Source organism: Rhizobium sp. BK312 (assembly GCF_014193605.1).
Classification (GTDB): domain Bacteria; phylum Pseudomonadota; class Alphaproteobacteria; order Rhizobiales; family Rhizobiaceae; genus Rhizobium.
Map to the genome: position 1 here is coordinate 207170 of NZ_JACHZP010000006.1, position 18135 is coordinate 225304.

Genomic DNA, 18135 nt, shown 5'->3' on the forward strand with positions numbered 1-18135 from the left:
CGTCTAACCTCACTTCTGGACGCCGGAGGCGGCTTTCATATCGGTCTTTTCCAGCCCGGCCTGCTCGGCAGACGGCTTGCCATCGGCGGCTGCCTGCTTCACTTCGCCGGTCGCATCGTCGATCGTTACCGGAGACACCGTAACTTCCTGACCGTCGCGGACGCGCTGAACGCCTTCGACGATTACGCGATCGCCGTCGGCGACGCCCTGGTTGACAAGCCAGCTATTGCCGATGCTGCGTTCCACCTTCAACACCCGCTGCTGTACCTTGCCCTCCGCAGTCACGAACATGGCGATCGGTTCGCCCTTCGTGTTGCGGGTCACGGCGCGCTGCGGCACTAGGAAGCTGTTTTCGGCAATGCCTTCCTGAATGGTGGCCCGAACATACATGCCCGGTAGCAGGATGCGATCCGGATTGGGGAAGACAGCGCGCACGGTGATCGTCCCGACCGTTTCCGCAACGGAGGATTCGGCAAACTGCAGCGTGCCGGTTTCCTTGTATTGGCTGCCGTCTTCGAGCGTCAGGTGAACCGAAACATTGTTGCCGCTGGTCTTCAGCCGGCCTTCCGCGACGGCGCGGCGAAATTCGAGCAGGTTGGTGCTCGACTGCGTGACATCGACATTGATCGGATCGAGCTTACGGATGGTTGTCAGCGCCGTGGTCTGATCGGCGGTGACGAGAGCGCCGACCGTGACCGTGGAGGCATCGACGCGGCCGGCGATCGGCGCGCGCATCTTGGTGTAGTCGAGATTGATGCGCGCCGTTTCCAGCGCGGCCTTTGCGGATGCCACGTCCGCGTTGGCCTGCGCCAATGTGGAAACCGCGTCGTCGAGGTTCTGCTTGCTGACCGCATCCTGCTGGGTGAGGCTCTTGTAGCGATCGACCTTCGACTGGGCGCTCGGCAAGGCGCCTTGAGCCTTTTGCAAGGCCGCGGCAGCGCTGTCATAGGATGCCTGGTAGGACGAAGGATCGATCTCGTAGAGGACGTCGCCTTCCTTGACTTCGCTGCCTTCCTTGAAATTGCGGCTGCGGATGATGCCGCCGACTTGCGGGCGCACTTCGGCGACAAGATAGGCGCTGGTGCGGCCAGGCAGTTCGGCGGTGATGGCGACGGATTGCGGATGCAGCGACATCGCGCTGACTTCTGTCTTTACGACCGGCGCATTGTTCTGCGCGGAATTCTGCTGATTGCAGCCGGCCAGTAACATCGCAGCGATCAATCCTGCGGCGGTCAGCGAAGAGCGGCCGGTTGAAAGGCGGTTGGATGTCGGCGGATATACGAGTGCAGAAGTGGGAGGAGCGAGCTTTCGCACGTTGCTATTTCCTGTTGCCTTATTTATAGTACCAAGTCGTACCGAAAATATTTATACAGCGTCAAATGTCAATCGTATTCGGTTGTTGGGGTCAATTCGGTGTGCTGACAAAGGAACGAACAGCCAAGGCCGACCAGGCTGCCACGCGCCGCCCGCGCGGTCGTCCGAAAACCGTGAGCGACGATGAGCGCCGCGCTGAGATCGTCAGAGAGGCGCGAGCGATCTTCTACGAACTCGGATATGCTGGCACAACCATGGATTTGGTTGCCACGCGATGTCGGATTTCGAAGCAGACCCTCTATAGGCTGTTTCCGAGCAAGACTGATCTGTTTGTAGCCATCATCGCCGAGCATCGCGCATCCATGCTGGCCCTGCCGCGGCCAGAGGATGAGAACCTGCCGTTCGACAAGGCGCTTGAGCAGATATTCATGATCGATATTGATGAAGATCAGGAGCGTGAACGGGACGCTTTTATTCATCTCGCCATCAGTGAATCGCAACAATCTCCGGAGATCGCGATGTTGCTGCATACTTACGGCGGCAAGCAATCGCAGCGGATGCTGGCGGATTGGCTTCTCGAGCAGCAGCGGCGCGGCGTGATCGAGATTGCCGATGCGGCAAGCGGGGCGCGTATGCTGATGAGCATGATCTTCGATGCTATGATCTCGAGACCGGGCCGTCCGAAGGATTGGACGGACCGCGAAATGCGGCTGCGCCATCTGCGTCATTGCATCGCGATCTTTACCGCCGGCGTCCGGCCGCGCAAGGACGGCTGCTAAACCGCGCCGCTAGAGCGTTTCCACTTTTCTTTGAATCGCGAAAACGCTCTATGCTCTTATTTCCCAACGCATTCCTGACGGAAAACCGCTGCGCACTTTTCCTGGAAGTGCTTTAGCTTCCACCCGGCATGCGACAACCTCGTCGTCCTGACGGTCGCCTCATAAGAAAAATGCCGATATGGCCTGGGGAGCCATACCGGCATCATTTCGTATCCCGCAACAGCCGGAATTATTTAAATTCAGTGTGCCACCACTTTTGCTGTGTCCGTTCCCGTTTCGAACAAGGGATTGGGCAAGCCATTTTCATACATTTCCTGCAGCACGGCCCCGAGTGCCAAGTCCAGGCACCAGACCGGGAATTCAGCGTTCAGGTTTTTGGCGCTTTGCCGTGCATAGGTGATGAGCCGAGCGATTGATGCCAGTTCTTTGAGCGAGTCAGGATCCTGGTATGCTGCGTCGATCGGAAGTGCTGATGTCATTTCGTACCCTCTATTGCCCCCGTTCCCGGCAGACGAATCGTGTCTGGCCGGGAACATGAGCAAACCGTAACGAAAGTTTTGCAGGTTGGCGCGTGACATGCAGCGTGACACGACGCTTGGTTGCGGCAAATTCCGCTCTTACCGCCTCCAAAGGTCAGGCACGGAGAAAATTGCAACGAGGCGCAATCTCGGCGTCGATAGCTTGACTGGCCAGACCGGCCCGCACCACAGTTGTTGGCAACAATCCTGCGCAGGCCCAAAGCAGCATTCGGCCTGCCTCGGATCGACCGCATCGTTATTCTCGCGGGAGCGGCAGCCTTAGTTGCGCAGACCGACTGACGCGTCCGCTGCATGCGGAATATGATTTGGCAGAACGTCGGAAGCGTTTGCCAATGACTTGATCAACGTCAGCACGGACTGGCGAATGCTGGGATCGTTGATCTTCATGAACGCCTTGTTGAGGCTGAGGCCCTCTTTCGATGTCAGGAAGTCCGACAGATCTTCCAGACCATTGATCGCGCCGAGGCCATCGGTGTTCAGCGGCTGCGAATTATCCTGCTGGAAGAAGAAGGCAACCGGTACCGCCAGCACGCCGGCAATCGCCTGCAGCCGGCTGGCGCCGATGCGATTGGTGCCCTTTTCGTATTTCTGCACTTGCTGAAACGTCACGCCGATCTGTTCGGCAAGCCGCTCCTGACTCATGCCAAGCATGAGACGACGCGTGCGCACGCGAGAGCCAACATAGGCATCGATCGGATTCGGTACTTTTGCACTCACGGCGCAATCTCCTTATCACTTAGGGGCTGGTGGAAACACCATGCTCGTACCCTTCTCGGGAAGGGACGCGTCCTTCATCTGCCCGCAAAATGTGCGTTAAATATGAGTGTAACTCAACTGAAAGTCTTTTGCTGCAAAGTTTATAATCCGCCCCCGCATAAACCTCAGAAAAGGTGATTCGCGTCAATGCGGATTGAAAATGGAGGATGGCTTGCAATTATAGACGGGGCAGAGCGGGTTATCCCTGGTGGGAACATAAGCGCGGCTGGCATAGTCGGAGATGCCGCATTGCCCGCGGCCGGCCACATAGCGGTCGTACAGAACGGGGCCGCCTCGGGACGAAGGATAGCGCAATATTACCGCCCGTTCGGCTGCGATAAGCTGCTGTACCGATGCGCAGGTCTTGCCGAGCGATTCGTAGCGGGAAATCGCCGATGCCGGCCCGGCTACCGTGATCGTCATTAGGACAAGGGCTGCGGCAATGGTCCTCATCGGTGATCCCTCCCAGCGAAAGCGTTCCATCTTAGATAGTCGCGATGCGGGAAATGCCAAGGTGGAGGAATGCTTCTCGTTGTGCAGAAATCGGGCTTTCCGTCGCCGCTGCGGAAAACCGCAGGCATTCGAAGCCAACAGGCGATAGTCAAGAACTTGCTTTCAGTTCAATGAAAGGTTGGGCGTGCATGTCTCTCCTGCTTCAGGAGGAAGCGCGTGCCGTGCCGTTGTCAATCGGCGCCGGTACACAATTGGAGAGGAGAACTTCATGCGTGCATCCAGCATTCTTAGATATTCGACGGCTTTTTCCATTGCGATAGCCGCAGCCGGATTTGCTGCCACTGCCGCCAACGCCGCTGACAAGATTTCCATCATGGTGGGCGGTTACGAAAAGCAGATCTATCTGCCGGCCAAGCTTGCCGAAGGGCTTGGCTATTTCAAGGAGCAGGGGCTGAACGTCGAACTTCTCAACGAGCCGGCCGGCGTCGATGCGGAAAACGAAATGCTGGCAGGCGCCGTCCAGGGCGTCGTCGGCTTCTACGACCATTGCATCGACCTTCAGGGCAAGGGCAAGTTCGTCGAATCCGTCGTGCAGTTCAGCCAGGCGCCGGGCGAAGTCGAGCTGGTGTCGGCCAAGCATCCGGAAATCAAATCCCCCGCTGACTTCAAGGGCAAGAGCCTCGGCGTCACCGGCCTTGGTTCCTCGACCAACTTCCTGACGCAGTATCTGGCCATCAAGGCCGGACTGAAGCTGGGGGAATTCACCTCCGTTCCGGTTGGTGCCGGCCAGACCTTTATCGCCGCCATGCAGCAGGATGCCATTCAGGCCGGCATGACGACGGAGCCGACGGTCTCGCGTCTCCTGAAGACCGGCGAGGCCAAGGTTCTCATCGACATGCGCACGATGGCCGGGACAAGGGCCGCCCTGGGTGGGACCTATCCTGCTGCGTCTCTTTATATGCAGGAGTCGTGGGTCAATGATCACAAGGAGGAGGTGCAGAAGCTTGCGAATGCTTTCGTCAAGACGCTGCATTTCATCAACACGCATTCGGCCGCCGAGATCGCCGACAAGATGCCGAAAGACTTCTATGTCGGCGACAAGGAAGGCTATGTGAAGGCGCTTGAAAACGGCAAGGCGATGTTCACGCCCGATGGCGTAATGCCGGAAGACGGCCCGAAAACCGTTCTTGCCGTGCTTTCCGAGTTCTCCAAGAACGTGCAGGGCAAGGCGATCGATCTGTCGAAGACCTACACGACGGAATTCGTCAAAAACGCCAAATAGTGCGCCGTAGCATTTCCGGCGCCGGCGGCATATCGAGCCGCCGGCGTCCGCGTTAATAAAATCGCAATGTTCCCTCGCAGGGTTGCGCACTGAAAGCTGACTGAAAGGTTGCCCGCGCTAGTCTCGTTGAGCTTCGTGGAGGAAGCGCCTTTCCAGAGCGTCGTGTGGCGCAAGAATAAAACAGGAGGAGACATTGATGCGTCCATCGCGCACGTTTTTTCATACCGTAGCCCTTTCCCTCGTCATGACAGCTGCTTCCCTTGCAGCCACGGCCGCCAATGCTGCCGACAAGATTTCCATCATGGTGGGCGGCTACGAAAAGCAGATCTATCTGCCGGCCAAGCTTGCCGAAGGGCTCGGTTACTTCAAGGATGAAGGCCTCGAGGTCGAGCTTCTCAACGAATCCGCCGGCGTCGACGCCGAAAACCAGCTGCTGGCAGGCGCCGTTCAGGGCGTCGTCGGTTTCTACGACCACTGCGTCGACCTGCAAGCCAAGGGCAAGTTCATCAAATCGGTCGTGCAGTTCAGCCAGGCACCCGGCGAAGTCGAGCTGGTTTCGGCCAAATATCCCGATATCAAGTCCTTCGCCGACCTGAAGGGCAAGCGCGCCGGCGTCACCGGCCTCGGCTCGTCGACGAACTTCCTGACGCTTTACATGGCGTCGAAGGCTGGCCTCTCGCCGGCTGACATCACGCCTGTTCCGGTCGGCGCCGGTCAGACTTTCATCGCTGCCATGCAGCAGGACGCCATCCAGGTGGGCATGACCACTGAGCCGACGATTTCGCGACTGCTCAAGACCGGGGAAGCGAAGATCCTCGTCGATCTGCGCACGCTGAAGGGCACCGAAGAGGCGCTTGGCGGTACCTATCCGGCGGCCTCGCTCTATATGGATGCCGCATGGGTCGACGCTCATAAGGAAGAAGTGCAGAAGCTCGCGAACGCTTTCGTCAAGACGCTGCGCTTCATCCATACGCATTCCGCCGCTGAAATTGCCGAGAAGATGCCGAAGGACTTCTACGTCGGTGACAAGGACGGCTACATCAAGGCTCTCGACGCCGGCAAGGAAATGTTCACCGCCGACGGCGTGATGCCGGAAGATGGTCCGAAGACCGTTCTCGCCGTGCTCTCGCAGTTCTCCAAGAACGTCAAGGGCAAGACGATCGACCTGTCGAAGACCTACACGACGGAATTCGTGAAGAACGTCAAGTAAACAGTCAGAACGCCGCTTCCGGCCAGTTTTCAGGCAGGTTCCGGAAGCGGCAGTTCAAGAGACTTTGCAGTTCCACTGGGCTTTGCGTGCACGCCCTGAAGGCACGCGTCAGGATCAGCACCATGCAACAGGATGAAAGCCGCACCCCGGCGATAGAGCTCATCAATGTCAGCCGCCGTTTCGTATCGCCGACCGGCAAGTCGCTGACCGCACTACGCGATTTCAACATGACCGTCGAGCGCGGCGAATTCGTCGCCGTTGTCGGGCCGACGGGCTGCGGTAAGTCGACGACGCTCAACCTCGTCACCGGCCTTGCCAAGCCAAGCGCCGGCGAAGTCCGCCTGATGGGTGGCCCGGTCAACGGCATCGACCGGCGCGTCGGCTTCGCCTTCCAGACGGATGCGCTCTTCCCCTGGCAGAATGTCATCGAAAACGTCATGGCCGGCCCGCTGTTCCGCGGCAAGTCGAAGGCCGAGGCCGAGAAGATGGCCAAGGACTGGCTTGCCCGCGTCGGTCTTTCCAAGTTTCTGCATCACTATCCGCATCAGCTCTCGGGCGGCATGCGCAAGCGCGTCTCGTTGGCGCAGACCTTCATCAACGAGCCGGAAATCCTGCTGATGGACGAGCCCTTCTCGGCGCTCGACGTGCAGACCCGCACGGTCATGCATGAGGAACTGCTGAAGCTCTGGGCCGAACGCCAGGCTTCCGTCGTCTTCGTGACGCACGATCTCGAAGAAGCCGTTGCGCTCGCCGACAAGGTCTATGTGCTGACGGCCGGCCCGGCGACGGTCAAATCGGTCTACACGATCGACCTGCCGCGCCCGCGCGTCGTCTCGGAGATCCGCTACGAGCAGAACTTCATCGATTATTGCAAGACGATCTGGGACGACCTGCGCGAAGAGGTCGAAACCAGCTATCGCCGTGCCGCGGAAGCGGCATAAGGGAGGATTGATCATGGCAAATACAGCTCTCGAAGCAGGCAATGCTCCGATCTTCCGCGCCGGCACCTCGGACGCGGAAATCGAAGCCGCAGCGCTGAAGGCGCTCGCTCGTCGCAAGTATGTCGTCAAGGCATGGCAGATCGGCATTTTGCTTGCCATCCTCGGCCTCTGGCAGCTCGCCTCCGACCTGCACTGGATCGATCCGTTCTTCTATTCGAGCCCATACGGGATCGCACTGCGCCTCTGGGAGTGGATCACCGAGGGCACCGAGAGCGGCTCGCTCTGGTATCACCTCGGCGTCACCATGGAAGAAGCTCTGATCGGCTTCATCATCGGCTCGGTGACCGGCGTCCTCGTCGGCGTCGCCCTTGGCCGCAACAAGCTGGCTTCCGACATCCTCTCGATCTACATCAAGGCGATCAACTCGATCCCGCGCGTCGTTCTCGCGCCGATTTTCGTGATGATCATGGGTCTCGGCCTGGCGTCGAAGGTGGCGCTGGCCTTTATCATGGTGTTCTTCGTCGTGTTCGCCAATGCCTTCCAGGGCGTTCGCGAAGCCGACCGCAACATGATCGCCAATGCCCGCATCCTCGGCGCTTCCAACTGGCGGGTGACCCGCAACGTCATCCTGCCGTCAGCAATGAGCTGGATTTTTGCAAGCCTGCATATCTCCTTCTCCTTCGCCATCATCGGCGCGATCGTTGGCGAGTTCGTGGGATCGCTGGCCGGCATCGGCTACCTGATCTCGATCGCCAAGGGCACCTATGATGCCGCCGGCCTCTATGCCGCGATCATCCTGGTGATGGTCGTCACGCTCGGCGCCGAATATGTGATGACGCTCATCGAAAACCGCATCACCCGCTGGCGTCCGCAGCAGAGCCTCGACACGCACTAAGCGTTGATTTTCTAGTACCTCCCAAGGCCAGGGGCCGGGCGTTTCGCCCGGCCTTTTTTGTGTCGACGTAGAGACTCCCTCTCCCCGCAGGCGGGGAGAGGGGACTATCCCGCAATTGCCGCACTTGCCGACCAAAGACAGCGAACTAACTTCGCCCTTCAAACAGCCGGCAGCCGCACGCGGACCAGCAGGCCGCCACCCATCGCCTCGTCAAGCATGACCGAGCCGCCGGCGCCGTCGACGACTTCGCGGACGATGGCGAGCCCCAGGCCGCTGCCTTCCGGTTCGGTGCCCATGATGCGATAGAAGCGCTCGAAGACCTGGGCGCGTTCCGCTTCGGGGATGCCCGGTCCGTTGTCCTCGACCCATAGCAGGGCCGTATCGCCGTCACGGCCGACGCCGACCGTCACGCGACCGCCCGCTTGCGTGTAGCGCAGTGCATTATCGACGAGATTGACCAGCATTTCACGCAGCATGGTGCCGTCGCCCTCGATATGAACCGCCGTATCATCCGCCTCGAGCCCGAGATCGATATTGCGGCGCAGGGCTTCCTCGGCGAGGGTTTCCAGCACACGCCGGGCGGTTTCCGCCAGATCGATGGTGTCGTTTCGCGGTCGGCGGCTACCGGGTTCGGCACGCGAGAGTGTCAGAAGCTGGCTCGCAAGCCGCGTTACCTGTCGCGTGCTCGAACGCAATGCGGTCAGCGCCTCGTCACGCCTGTTATTGTCCGTTTCGCGTGCAGCAAAACTTGCCTGGGTCGAGATCAGGGCAAGCGGTGTCCGCAGTTGATGAGCGGCGTTCGAGACGAAGCGGCGCTGCGCCGCCATCTGGTTCTGCACCCGCTCCATGTGATCATTGAGGGCGTGGACGAGCGGCCGAAGCTCGTTCTGCACCATGTGAGGGTCCAGCGGATCGAGACGCTGGCGGCCACGCTCGCGCACGGCGTCGCGCAGGCGCAGCACGGGAGTAAGTCCGCGCTGCAGGCCGATGATGGTGACGAGCCCGGCAAGCAGGACAAGCGCGAGCTGCTTGGTGAAATCGGACAGCCACAGCCTGCGGCGCATGGCATATTGGCTGTTATGAGTAACGGCAACGGCGACGGAAATCGTGCTGTCCTGATCAAGGCCAACAACCGGGTGGCTCAGCATGAGTACACGCACGCCGTCGGTCCGAAACGTCATGTCCTCGCCGATCAGATCCCGCTTCGGCCGTGGCAGATCGGGAAAACCGGCGATGAGGCTCCCCCATGCCGTGACCACCTGATAAAAAACGCGGTCGCCATAGCCGGTATCGAACATCTCCAGCGCAGCCGGGGGAATATCGATCTGCACGGTGCCGCTTCCGTCGACATGCGTCGCTTCCGCGATGACGCGGGCGGAGGCGAGCAGCGTACGGTCGGTGACAAGATCGGCCGTCGCATCGGCGGAACGGAAGCTTAGATAAAGGTTGATGCAGATCGCGCCGATTAGGGTCAATACGACCCAGGCAAACAGCTGCGCGCGAAGACTGCTCGCTACCCCGCCGAGGGCGCGGCTTACAAGGCCCTTGGGTGGTGCAGCCTCATCATTGCGCATGGCGAAGGAGATAACCCAGGCCGCGCAGCGTCGCGATCTGCACGGAGCTGCCTTCGAGCTTCTTGCGGACGCGATGCACATAGATCTCGATGGCGCTGGTATCGGCAAGATCGTCAAAACCGAAGACGCTTTCGGAGAGCGTCGCCTTTGTAACGGTCGTGCCTGCCTTCATGATCAGGTGTTCGAGCACCGCGTGCTCGCGCGGTGTCAGCGCCAGGGATTCTCCGGCCAGAGAGAATTGCCGAGTGCCGCCATCGAACACCAGGTCGCCGACGGCGATCTCCGGCGCGGCGCGGTCGTGGCCGCGGCGGACCGCCGCGCGTATGCGCGCTTCGAGCTCGGCAATTTCGAAGGGTTTCGCCAGATAATCGTCGGCGCCGCTGTCGAGGCCGGCAACGCGGCCGTCGAGGCTGGCATTGGCGGTCAGGATGATGACGGGCACTTTGTTGCCGCTCTGGCGCAGTCGCTTCAGCAGAGTCAGCCCGTCCATCTTCGGCAGCGACAGATCGAGGATGACGATGGCGTAAGCTGCGACTTTCAGCATGTGCTCGGCATCTTCGCCGTCATAGGCAATATCGACGACATACTGCGCCTGACGCAGCGCCTTGCCGAGCCAGGACGCCAGTTCGCGGTTGTCTTCGACGATCAGGAGCCTCATGGAGCGACTATACAGCAAGTGTCGGATATGGCGAACATTTCCGGCGGTTTTCCAGCCTGTACGTCATCGGTTGGCGAGCCGCAAACCCATCTCCCGGACCTCTCGCAAATAGACCTTGCGCGCATAGGGCGGGGTCAGATTGTGATCGGCTTCGGGAATGATGGTGAGGCGTATGTCCGGAAAATGCTTTAATCCGACACCGTTCTCGCCGAACTCGTCATGCAGATGATCGAGCCCGATATCGTGGGCGCTGTAGATCAGGGACATATCGACGCCACGCTTGGCAAGCGTGCGGAAACCACCCAGCACAGGTCCTTGAGCCGCAGCGAAGATTGGGAACGCACCGAGCAGGTGGCGTACCGTTCGTATCGCCCGCCGACCGAGCCCGGTCGCCATGTTGCATATGGCGCTCCTTGCATCGACTTGGCCGCCGAAGAGCCGCTTCAGCGTTTCCATCTGCAGGAGTTTGCGCCCATAGGTTTCCAGCGAACGGGGAGCAAAGCGCAGGGCTTCGTCGACCGATCGGCTCTCGTCCCAATGGAAGCTGTAGGGATTGACCGTGATGAGGCCGCGGCAGCGCGCATCGCGCAATGCTGCCTGAAAGGCGAGATAGCCGCCGCTGCAACGCCCGACCACATAGGTCGGCAGTAGAGCTCGCCTCTCCAGCAGGTCCAGTGCCTCGGCGACATCGAGATGCTGTTCGCGGGAATAGAGCACCTGCTCGGGGGCGCCGGAAAGCGGCGGGCTGTCGCCGACATTGGCCGTATCGAAACGCAGCGAGGCAATGCCGTCGCGGGCAAGCGAGCGCGCCATGGTGACCGACATACGACCCCAGCCGGCGTGCCTGTCATAGGCCGTCGTCAGGAGAAGCGCGGTCGCGCCGGTGCGCGCGCCTTCGGGCTCGCAGAGAATGCCGAACAGGCGGTTGTCCGCGCCGAAACGCAGCGGCGTTTCGCGAAAGCCTTCGCCGACGAGAGGTTCCGCGAGGGGCGGCGTAAGTTCGGTCGATGCGACCTCACCGGTTTTGGCGGCGACCGACTGCACCCATTCGACTATTTTTCTGCCGGTTTCGGTCGGCATGGTGGCGATGGTCGGGTTCGAGACGAGATCGTCGTAACCTTCGTAGGAAGTCTGCGTGACCTTGGGGCCGAGCGTTTCGAGATGGTGCGCGAAGTCGGTGTCTCCGGGGCGGCCCGGGCGCGTCAGCACCAGGCAATTCGGCGTCGCGAGCCGATCCAGTGTCATGAGGTTCAGTTTCTTCACTGCATCGGCGGCGCTATCGGGCATCCGGAGGCTTGCGACGGTGACGCCCTCCGTCAGGCGCTGCGCTTCGGCAAGCCCCATGCTCTCATCGATCATCTTCGACCAGACGGTCAGTTCGCGAAGATAGGCGCGACCTGAGACGACGGGTGCAAGAAAGGCGATGCCGTCAAGCCGCTCGGCGAGAGCGGCGGCGATGGTTCCGCCAAGCCCTTGGCTGACGAGGATCAGCCGCTCGCAGCCGGAAAGCGCCTTCAGCTTTGCTGCTGCCGCGAGAGCGGTTTCATGCCACGGCTCCAGACCTTTGCCTTCGTCGGTCAGATCAAGCGCATCGCCCGTGCCGGCGTAATCGAAGCGAAGGCTCGATATGCCGATATCGGCGAGATCCTCAGCCAGAATCCGCCAGAACTTGCGGACGCACATCTCCTCGAAACCCCAGGGGCTGAGAAACAAGACAGCGCTACCGCGCGAGGGTGTGACGGCTGATGTAAACAAGCCGACCGTGCCGGCGAAGGTTACCGGGATGGCTGCGGATCTTGTCTGCCCTTGCTTGCCCTGCTTTTCGGCGGCTCCCCAACCAGCCATGCTAGTCTCCTCACATTCGGCGCGGCGCTAATAGAGCCAGAGCCTGAGTGGCAATCGGATTTATGCGCGCAGGCAATCGCATCGCGATCTTCTGCATGACGTCGATATCTTCGGCTGGAACGGCTTTCAGCAGTCTGAGCGCAATGCCATAGGCCAGCGCGCCGGCGATGATGGCGCCTACGAGGCCTGCGACACCGGTCAGCGCCTGAACGAAACCATAGGCTGCAACCGCGCACACAATGGCAGCAACCGTGACTTTTGCAAGGTTGATGAGCATACCGCGTGTCGATCCTTCGAATTCCATGCGGCGTACCGTCATCAGGCATAGGGCGACAAAGGTGAGCAGGCGAACAAGCGCGGCACCCTCGCCTCCGTAGAAGGGCACGGCGACTGCGCAGCCGACGACCATGACGAAGCTGGCGACGACGCCGATGACGGTGCGTTCGCGCACGCGATCCAGCGAATAGAGATATTGCGTGCAGATCTGCATGAAGACGTAGGGCACGGCAGTCAGGGACAGCAGCGCCACCATGCCGCCGCTCGGCGCAAAGGCCGGGCCGAAGATCGTTACGACAAGTTCCGGCGAGATGGCTGCCAGACCGAAACTCATCGGCAGGGTGATATAGGCAATGCTGCGCGCCACGCCGGCGAAGACCTCGACCGGCAGCTTGTCCGATTCCCTCGCGTGCATCTGCTCGGAATAATAGGGCAAGAGGCTACCGCTCAACTGCACCGGCAGCTGCAGCGCCAGGTTGGCGAGCGACAGGCCGACGGCGTAAAAGCCGACCGCTTCGATGCCCCAGTAATGCTGCAGGAACAAAAGCTCGATGCGGTTGAGGAAGATCGAGCTGTTGATGAGTTCGATCGAGAGAATGAGCGACGAACTGGCGAGAGCGGAAAGGCCGACACCGCAGCTGTTCTTGCGGGCAATCGCGATTCTGAGCGTCGCGATGAACATCGGCAGCTGGCCGATCGCATAGCCGGCAAGTGCGCCGCTGACGCCAAAGAAGATCGCTCCCGCAAGGACGGTAATCAGCTGCAGCGCCGAGCTTATCAAGGTGATGCGCAGGAACGCGCTGACCCGCTGTTCGCCGATCAGATAGTTTTTGCTATAGGCGCCAAGAGACTGAAGAACGAAGAAGACGCCTGTTATGGCAATGACTTCAGATGCATCGCCCGCCCAGTGCAAACGCTCCGTATCCCAATAATAGGCGACATAGCCGGCGAGCAGGATGACGGTTGCGAGAATCGTCGGCTGCAGAAGGTAAGCGGCAAAACCCAGCCGCTCTTCCGTCGAATAGCCGTTTCCCTTCAGCTGCGGCAGGACGCGCAGCAGGGTAACGCCGGCCCCGAGCTCGGCGACGAGCGCGCCTGTTGTCGTCAGCCATAGGGAGAAGGCGATGATGCCGTTGGCCTCCGGGCCAAGCAGACGCGCCGCGATGATCGAACAGGCAAAGCCGGTCGCAAGCAGGGTCAATCCCGCCGCGGCGTTCAAAACCGAATTTGCCATTATGCTCTTCGTCATGAAGACTGACCGTTCCTCAAATTGCCGGAACCTATACACATATCCGGCTCTTCGTGGAGATAGCGTCAGCTCTATTTCATATGCCTTAATATTTAGGGTTTAATGCTGCCATAAGTTCGTTTTTTACTTCGGCTAATATTCTTTCTCTCTGATATTGGCCGCTCCACGGCTTGTGCGGAGGGTTTCATTGTTCAGCCTCATCGTCTGTACGATCGATCGGTTCGATCAGCTGGAGCGGTTGTTCCATTCGCTGGTGGGGCAGAGTCATAAGGATTTCGAGGTCATCGTCGTCGATCAGAATGCCGACGACCGGCTGCGGGCGCTGATCGACAGCTTCTCCTCTTCCTTCACGATTCGTCATATCCGTTCGCCGAAAGGACTTTCGCGGGCGCGCAACAACGGCATGGCGGTCGCGGAGGGCGATTACGTCTGTTTTCCCGACGATGACTGCTGGTACGAGGCCGATACGCTTTCGATGGCCGCGGCGCTGTTTTCGGTGCATCCCGAGCTTGCGATCGTCACTGGCCGCACGCTCGATGCCGAGGGGCTTGCTTCCGTCAGCCCAACGGGCGAGACGCGGCTAGCGCTGACGCGCTGGAACTACCTGAAGTGCGGCAATTCCAATGGGATCTTCGTGCGCCGCGCCGCATTGGCTGATATCGGCGGCTTCGACGAGAATCTCGGCGTCGGTTCGGAATCGCCGTTCCAGAGCGGCGAGGAGGCGGATTTCCTGCTGCGCGCGCTTACCGCCGGCAGGCAAGCGATGTTCTTTCCCGAGCTCATCGTCCACCACGATCAAGTCACCAGCGAGTATGGGCCACGGCAGGTTGAGCGAGCCCGCAAATATGGGCGCGGCTTCGGCGCTCTGATGCGCAAGCAGGCGTTTCCGCTGTATTATGTCGGCTACCGGCTGTTTCGTCCGGTCGCCGGCTGGCTGGCGGCGCTGGCGCGTTTCAACGTCGATGCGGCACGCTACAAGCGCGCCTGGCTGATGGGCATTCTGGAAGGTTACGCGGCCTGGCCACGCTGGCGCAGAAGCTGAGGCGATTTGCCTCTCGGCGTCAGCGTCTCGGCATAGACATCCATGTAGCGTTGGGCGACTTCATTCCAGGCATAGGCGCGGGCGTCCTGCAGCAATTCCTGCCGCAGGCTCAGATCGTCGGCCTCGAGGCGCTCGAAGGCTTCGGTCAGCGCATCGGCGGCCGCTTCGGGATCCGCGAAATCTGCGATCATGAGGGCTGGATGGGTTTCGGCCATCGCCTTATAGGCCTCGTTGACGTTGAGTACTGGCAGCAATCCGGCGCTCATCGCCTCGATCGCCACCAGGCCGAAGCCTTCATATTCTGAAGCTGAAGCGAAGAGCGAGGCGCGGGCGATGATGTTGCGGATCGAGCCTTCGTCGATCGACACATGCAGAGCGACATTGCGCGCCAGATTGCGGGCGGCAATTTCCTTTTCCATGGTAGCACGGTCGAGATCAGACTCGGCGCCGACAATATCGAGGTGCCAGTCGTCATGGCGGGCCGCCAGCACCTTCATGACGTCGAGAAGATGATCGAGCCGCTTGTTGATCGAGAAACGGCCGATGGTGACGACGCGGCGGCGCGCTTCCAGCGCAGCGCAATTTGAAAACTTGCTGACGTCGGCGCCGTTTTCGATCAAGTGCACGCGGCTGTCGGCGATCTGGGAAAAAAGGCGCGCGTCGGACTGGCTGCAACAGATGAGAGAGGCATAGCCGAGCGCGGACAGCCGCGTTGCGGTATTGAACCAGACCTTCTTGATGGCTGCATATTTCTGCGTGTGGAAGAAGCCGCCATGCGTGGTCGCGACCATGGGGCGCCCATGCAGGAGCTTGCCCCATGCCAGTGCATCGAAGAAGAAATCAATGGCATGGACATGAATGAGGTCGGCATCGGCCAGATGGCGGAAGACCTTGGGTGCCAGCGGATAGCGGCTGGAGCCGGACCAGGGAATGCGGACGATTTCGATACCGTCGATCGTTTCGCTTTCCGGCAGGTGGCGGCCGGGATCGGAAAACAGGCTGTTGCAGGTGACGACGCGCACGCGATAGCCGCGGGAAACCAGCTGGCGGCAGAGGTTGGCAACGACGTCTTCCAGGCCGCCCTTGTTCGGCAGGAACTGGCGCACGACATGCACGAGCAGCGGCCCGGCGTGCTTGTTTGCCTGAATATCCGCAACAGCAGATGTCATCGATCTACCCTCGACCTCCATGCCGCGCCACCCGGCGGGCAATCCGGCGCTGCAGAGCGCCGCCCGTTGATCAGTCGGCAAAGCAGATCATCGGGTCGGTTAAAAAGGGTTTAATCGCCGGCGGAAAGCCGGGCGGTTTCGGGCAAGAGGGTTAATAGCGAGGCGTTAGGCGGCAGAAAGGTCAAGATTGTCAGATGAATATGACAATGCCGGACCAGTGTGCCCGGCCCCTCACCCCAGCCCTCTCCCCGCATTGCGGGGAGAGGGGACTGCTTCGGTGTTTGCTGCGTGCCTTTTGTTTCGCCCACAAAACTCCATGAACTCCCTCTCCCCGTCAAAACGGGGAGAGGGCTGGGGTGAGGGGCAATTTCCAATGAGACGATGTATTGCGACCCGAAATCCGGATCTCTCAAAACGCTCGGAAGGTTAGCGTCGTCAGCGAGCGGACGATGCCGGGGATATTGGCGATGTGGTCGTTGATGAATTTGCCTATATCCTGCTCTTCGGCAATGTAGACCTTCATCAGAAGGTCGTAGTCGCCGCTGGTGGAATACAGTTCCGAAACCAGCTCCGTCTGGTAGATGGCGTCGGCGACCTCGTAGGTCTTGCCGGGGGCGCATTGGAGCTGAACGAAAATGGGCTTCATGAGAATGTCCTGCTTCTGCCTGCGACCGCGATGGCGATCGGCTTTTTCTCTATCATGATCGAAAGCGCCGCCGCCATGCAAGTTTTTCTCCAGAGCCGATGATTTTTTGGCATCATGCCATGTCCATCGGATGTCGCTCTTGCCGCTTCCGCAATTTCGAGCATGGCGCTAGATTGGTGCCATTAGCTCTCTCGATTGGACCGATTTCATGCTGAATGACCCGCGCTCCCACGGTCTTTGGGAAAAGACCGCCCCGCTTCCGCCATCAACGAAGCCACTTTCCGGCGATGTCTCCGCCGATGTCGTGGTGGTCGGCGGCGGCTATACCGGTCTTTCGACGGCGCTTCATCTGGCGGAAGCCGGCACCAGTGTCGTGCTGCTGGAAGCCAATGAAATCGGCTTTGGCGGGGCGGGGCGCAATGTCGGCCTCATCAATGCCGGCATGTGGGTGATGCCGGACGATTTGCCGGGCGAACTCGGTGCCGTTCACGGCGAGCGGCTGCTCGATCTGCTCGGCAATGGGCCGAAGCTGGTCATGGAGCTGATCGACAAGCACGGCATCGCCTGCGAGCTTGAGCGCAACGGTACGCTGCATTGCGCGGTCGGGTCGGAGGGTTTGAAGGAAATCGAGGAGCGCGCCCGGCAATGGGGAAAGCGCGGTGCGCCGGTCACCGTGCTGGATGCGCGGGAGACGGAGCGCCGCGTCGGCAGTTCGGCCTATGCGGGGGCACTGCTCGACATGCGCGCCGGCACGCTGCAGCCGCTTGCCTATGCGCGCGGCCTTGCCCATGCCGTGGTCAAAGCCGGCGTTACCATTCACACCGGCAGCCGCGTGACATCAACGGAAAGAAGTGGTGCGAAATGGGTGGTCTCGACCGATGGCGGCAAGGTCAGCACTGACTGGATCGTCGTCGCGACGGATGCCTATAGCACCGGTCCCTGGGAAATGGTGCGGAACGAACAGGTGCATCTGCCCTATTTCAATTTCGCCACCGTCCCCCTCGGCGACAACTTGCGCAAATCCGTGCTGCCCGGGCGCGAGGGGGCTTGGGATACGAAAGAAGTGCTCTCGTCCTTCCGCATGGATCAGGCCGGCCGGCTCGTTTTCGGCAGCGTCGGTGCGCTGCGCAACACCGGTCTTGCCATTCACAAGAACTGGGCTCGGCGGTCGATCAAAAAGCTCTTTCCGCAGCTCGGCGACATTCCGTTCGAATGCGAATGGTATGGCAAGATCGGCATGACCGACAATGCGCTGCCCCGTTTCCACAAGCTGGATCAGAATGTCGTCGGCTTCTCCGGCTATAATGGCCGCGGCATCGCGCCGGGCACGGTGTTCGGCAAGGTGCTTGCCAGCCATATTCTCGGGCAGATTTCCGAGGCCGATCTGCCGCTGCCGGTGACCGATATCGTCGAGCCGAGCTTCAGGGCGGTAAAGGAAATGTGGTACGAGGCGGGCGCCCAGGCCGCGCATTTCGTCGGCGCCAGAGTCTGAGGCAATCCCGAGAAC

General features: G+C 60.5%; 17 protein-coding genes. 7 read left to right on the forward strand and 10 right to left on the reverse strand.

Translation table 11 applies throughout. The features are described from left to right. Positions 1-9 precede the first annotated feature (9 nt). Complete coding sequence (locus FHT85_RS18480) at positions 10-1314, reverse strand: efflux RND transporter periplasmic adaptor subunit (protein ID WP_112412938.1); 1305 nt, start codon at positions 1312-1314, stop codon at positions 10-12. 518 nt (positions 1315-1832) lie between these two features. Between FHT85_RS18480 and FHT85_RS30565 the strand changes: the two genes are divergently transcribed. Then, on the forward strand, positions 1833-2093 hold the full coding sequence (locus tag FHT85_RS30565) for a hypothetical protein (RefSeq protein ID WP_246780034.1): 261 nt from the start codon (positions 1833-1835) through the stop codon (positions 2091-2093). A gap of 239 nt (positions 2094-2332) precedes the next feature. Here FHT85_RS30565 and FHT85_RS18490 read toward each other — a convergent pair whose 3' ends face one another. The 3 genes from FHT85_RS18490 to FHT85_RS18500 all read right to left on the reverse strand — a co-directional run bounded on the left by FHT85_RS18490 (position 2333) and on the right by FHT85_RS18500 (position 3841). Beyond that, positions 2333-2572, reverse strand: a complete 240-nt coding sequence (locus tag FHT85_RS18490) for a hypothetical protein (protein ID WP_112336496.1) — start codon at positions 2570-2572, stop codon at positions 2333-2335. Positions 2573-2890: 318 nt separating this feature from the next. Next, on the reverse strand, positions 2891-3349 hold the full coding sequence (locus FHT85_RS18495; protein WP_015341544.1) for a helix-turn-helix domain-containing protein: 459 nt from the start codon (positions 3347-3349) through the stop codon (positions 2891-2893). Positions 3350-3532: 183 nt separating this feature from the next. Further along, positions 3533-3841: a hypothetical protein gene (locus FHT85_RS18500; protein ID WP_112400775.1), complete on the reverse strand. Its 309-nt coding sequence runs from the start codon at positions 3839-3841 to the stop codon at positions 3533-3535. Positions 3842-4109: 268 nt separating this feature from the next. Here FHT85_RS18500 and FHT85_RS18505 point away from each other — a divergent pair, with 268 nt between their 5' ends. From FHT85_RS18505 to FHT85_RS18520, 4 genes are all read left to right on the forward strand, one after another. Next, entirely contained in the window at positions 4110-5123 is a 1014-nt protein-coding gene (locus tag FHT85_RS18505) for an ABC transporter substrate-binding protein (RefSeq protein WP_112412937.1), read from the forward strand. A gap of 196 nt (positions 5124-5319) precedes the next feature. Then, positions 5320-6333 (forward strand): ABC transporter substrate-binding protein, encoded by a 1014-nt coding sequence (locus tag FHT85_RS18510; protein ID WP_015341541.1) that lies wholly within the window; start codon positions 5320-5322, stop codon positions 6331-6333. Positions 6334-6455: 122 nt separating this feature from the next. Next, complete coding sequence (locus FHT85_RS18515) at positions 6456-7274, forward strand: ABC transporter ATP-binding protein (RefSeq protein WP_112336261.1); 819 nt, start codon at positions 6456-6458, stop codon at positions 7272-7274. A 13-nt stretch (positions 7275-7287) separates the two neighbouring features. Further along, positions 7288-8169: an ABC transporter permease gene (locus FHT85_RS18520; RefSeq protein ID WP_112336262.1), complete on the forward strand. Its 882-nt coding sequence runs from the start codon at positions 7288-7290 to the stop codon at positions 8167-8169. Between the two features lie 158 nt (positions 8170-8327). On the opposite strand, the gene FHT85_RS18525 is transcribed toward FHT85_RS18520, so the two are convergent. From FHT85_RS18525 to FHT85_RS18540, 4 genes are all read right to left on the reverse strand, one after another. After that, on the reverse strand, positions 8328-9743 hold the full coding sequence (locus tag FHT85_RS18525; RefSeq protein ID WP_112412936.1) for a sensor histidine kinase: 1416 nt from the start codon (positions 9741-9743) through the stop codon (positions 8328-8330). Then, positions 9733-10401 carry a response regulator gene (locus tag FHT85_RS18530; protein WP_015341537.1) on the reverse strand — a complete coding sequence of 223 codons (669 nt, stop codon included), beginning with the start codon at positions 10399-10401 and terminating at the stop codon, positions 9733-9735. Before FHT85_RS18530 ends, FHT85_RS18525 begins: the two co-directional genes overlap by 11 nt. Before the next feature lie 63 nt (positions 10402-10464). After that, positions 10465-12246: an alpha/beta fold hydrolase gene (locus FHT85_RS18535; RefSeq protein WP_112412935.1), complete on the reverse strand. Its 1782-nt coding sequence runs from the start codon at positions 12244-12246 to the stop codon at positions 10465-10467. A gap of 10 nt (positions 12247-12256) precedes the next feature. Next, positions 12257-13771 carry a lipopolysaccharide biosynthesis protein gene (locus FHT85_RS18540; RefSeq protein WP_112412934.1) on the reverse strand — a complete coding sequence of 505 codons (1515 nt, stop codon included), beginning with the start codon at positions 13769-13771 and terminating at the stop codon, positions 12257-12259. A 187-nt stretch (positions 13772-13958) separates the two neighbouring features. Between FHT85_RS18540 and FHT85_RS18545 the strand changes: the two genes are divergently transcribed. Further along, positions 13959-14813, forward strand: a complete 855-nt coding sequence (locus FHT85_RS18545; RefSeq protein WP_112412933.1) for a glycosyltransferase family 2 protein — start codon at positions 13959-13961, stop codon at positions 14811-14813. On the opposite strand, the gene FHT85_RS18550 is transcribed toward FHT85_RS18545, so the two are convergent. Both FHT85_RS18550 and FHT85_RS18555 read right to left on the reverse strand, forming a co-directional pair. After that, the gene (locus tag FHT85_RS18550) at positions 14780-15982 is read right to left on the reverse strand and encodes a glycosyltransferase family 4 protein (RefSeq protein ID WP_112412932.1); all 1203 of its coding nucleotides are present in this window, start codon (positions 15980-15982) and stop codon (positions 14780-14782) included. The two genes, FHT85_RS18545 and FHT85_RS18550, sit on opposite strands and share 34 nt — an antisense overlap. A 409-nt stretch (positions 15983-16391) precedes the next feature. After that, entirely contained in the window at positions 16392-16628 is a 237-nt protein-coding gene (locus tag FHT85_RS18555; protein WP_015341532.1) for an Lrp/AsnC ligand binding domain-containing protein, read from the reverse strand. Between the two features lie 208 nt (positions 16629-16836). Between FHT85_RS18555 and FHT85_RS18560 the strand changes: the two genes are divergently transcribed. Then, on the forward strand, positions 16837-18120 hold the full coding sequence (locus FHT85_RS18560) for an NAD(P)/FAD-dependent oxidoreductase (protein WP_112412931.1): 1284 nt from the start codon (positions 16837-16839) through the stop codon (positions 18118-18120). Positions 18121-18135 lie beyond the last annotated feature (15 nt).

Bases quoted from the DNA above. Each gene is read 5' to 3' on its own strand.
- FHT85_RS18530 (WP_015341537.1), bottom strand. From the start codon at position 10,401: ATGAGGCTCCTGATCGTCGAAGACAACCGCGAACTGGCGTCCTGGCTC.
- FHT85_RS18515 (WP_112336261.1), top strand. From the start codon at position 6,456: ATGCAACAGGATGAAAGCCGCACCCCGGCGATAGAGCTCATCAATGTC.
- FHT85_RS18520 (WP_112336262.1), top strand. From the start codon at position 7,288: ATGGCAAATACAGCTCTCGAAGCAGGCAATGCTCCGATCTTCCGCGCC.
- FHT85_RS18500 (WP_112400775.1), bottom strand. From the start codon at position 3,841: ATGAGGACCATTGCCGCAGCCCTTGTCCTAATGACGATCACGGTAGCC.
- FHT85_RS18490 (WP_112336496.1), bottom strand. From the start codon at position 2,572: ATGACATCAGCACTTCCGATCGACGCAGCATACCAGGATCCTGACTCG.
- FHT85_RS18550 (WP_112412932.1), bottom strand. From the start codon at position 15,982: ATGACATCTGCTGTTGCGGATATTCAGGCAAACAAGCACGCCGGGCCG.
- FHT85_RS18560 (WP_112412931.1), top strand. From the start codon at position 16,837: ATGCTGAATGACCCGCGCTCCCACGGTCTTTGGGAAAAGACCGCCCCG.
- FHT85_RS18555 (WP_015341532.1), bottom strand. From the start codon at position 16,628: ATGAAGCCCATTTTCGTTCAGCTCCAATGCGCCCCCGGCAAGACCTAC.
- FHT85_RS30565 (WP_246780034.1), top strand. From the start codon at position 1,833: ATGTTGCTGCATACTTACGGCGGCAAGCAATCGCAGCGGATGCTGGCG.
- FHT85_RS18510 (WP_015341541.1), top strand. From the start codon at position 5,320: ATGCGTCCATCGCGCACGTTTTTTCATACCGTAGCCCTTTCCCTCGTC.
- FHT85_RS18505 (WP_112412937.1), top strand. From the start codon at position 4,110: ATGCGTGCATCCAGCATTCTTAGATATTCGACGGCTTTTTCCATTGCG.
- FHT85_RS18525 (WP_112412936.1), bottom strand. From the start codon at position 9,743: ATGCGCAATGATGAGGCTGCACCACCCAAGGGCCTTGTAAGCCGCGCC.
- FHT85_RS18540 (WP_112412934.1), bottom strand. From the start codon at position 13,771: ATGACGAAGAGCATAATGGCAAATTCGGTTTTGAACGCCGCGGCGGGA.
- FHT85_RS18535 (WP_112412935.1), bottom strand. From the start codon at position 12,246: ATGGCTGGTTGGGGAGCCGCCGAAAAGCAGGGCAAGCAAGGGCAGACA.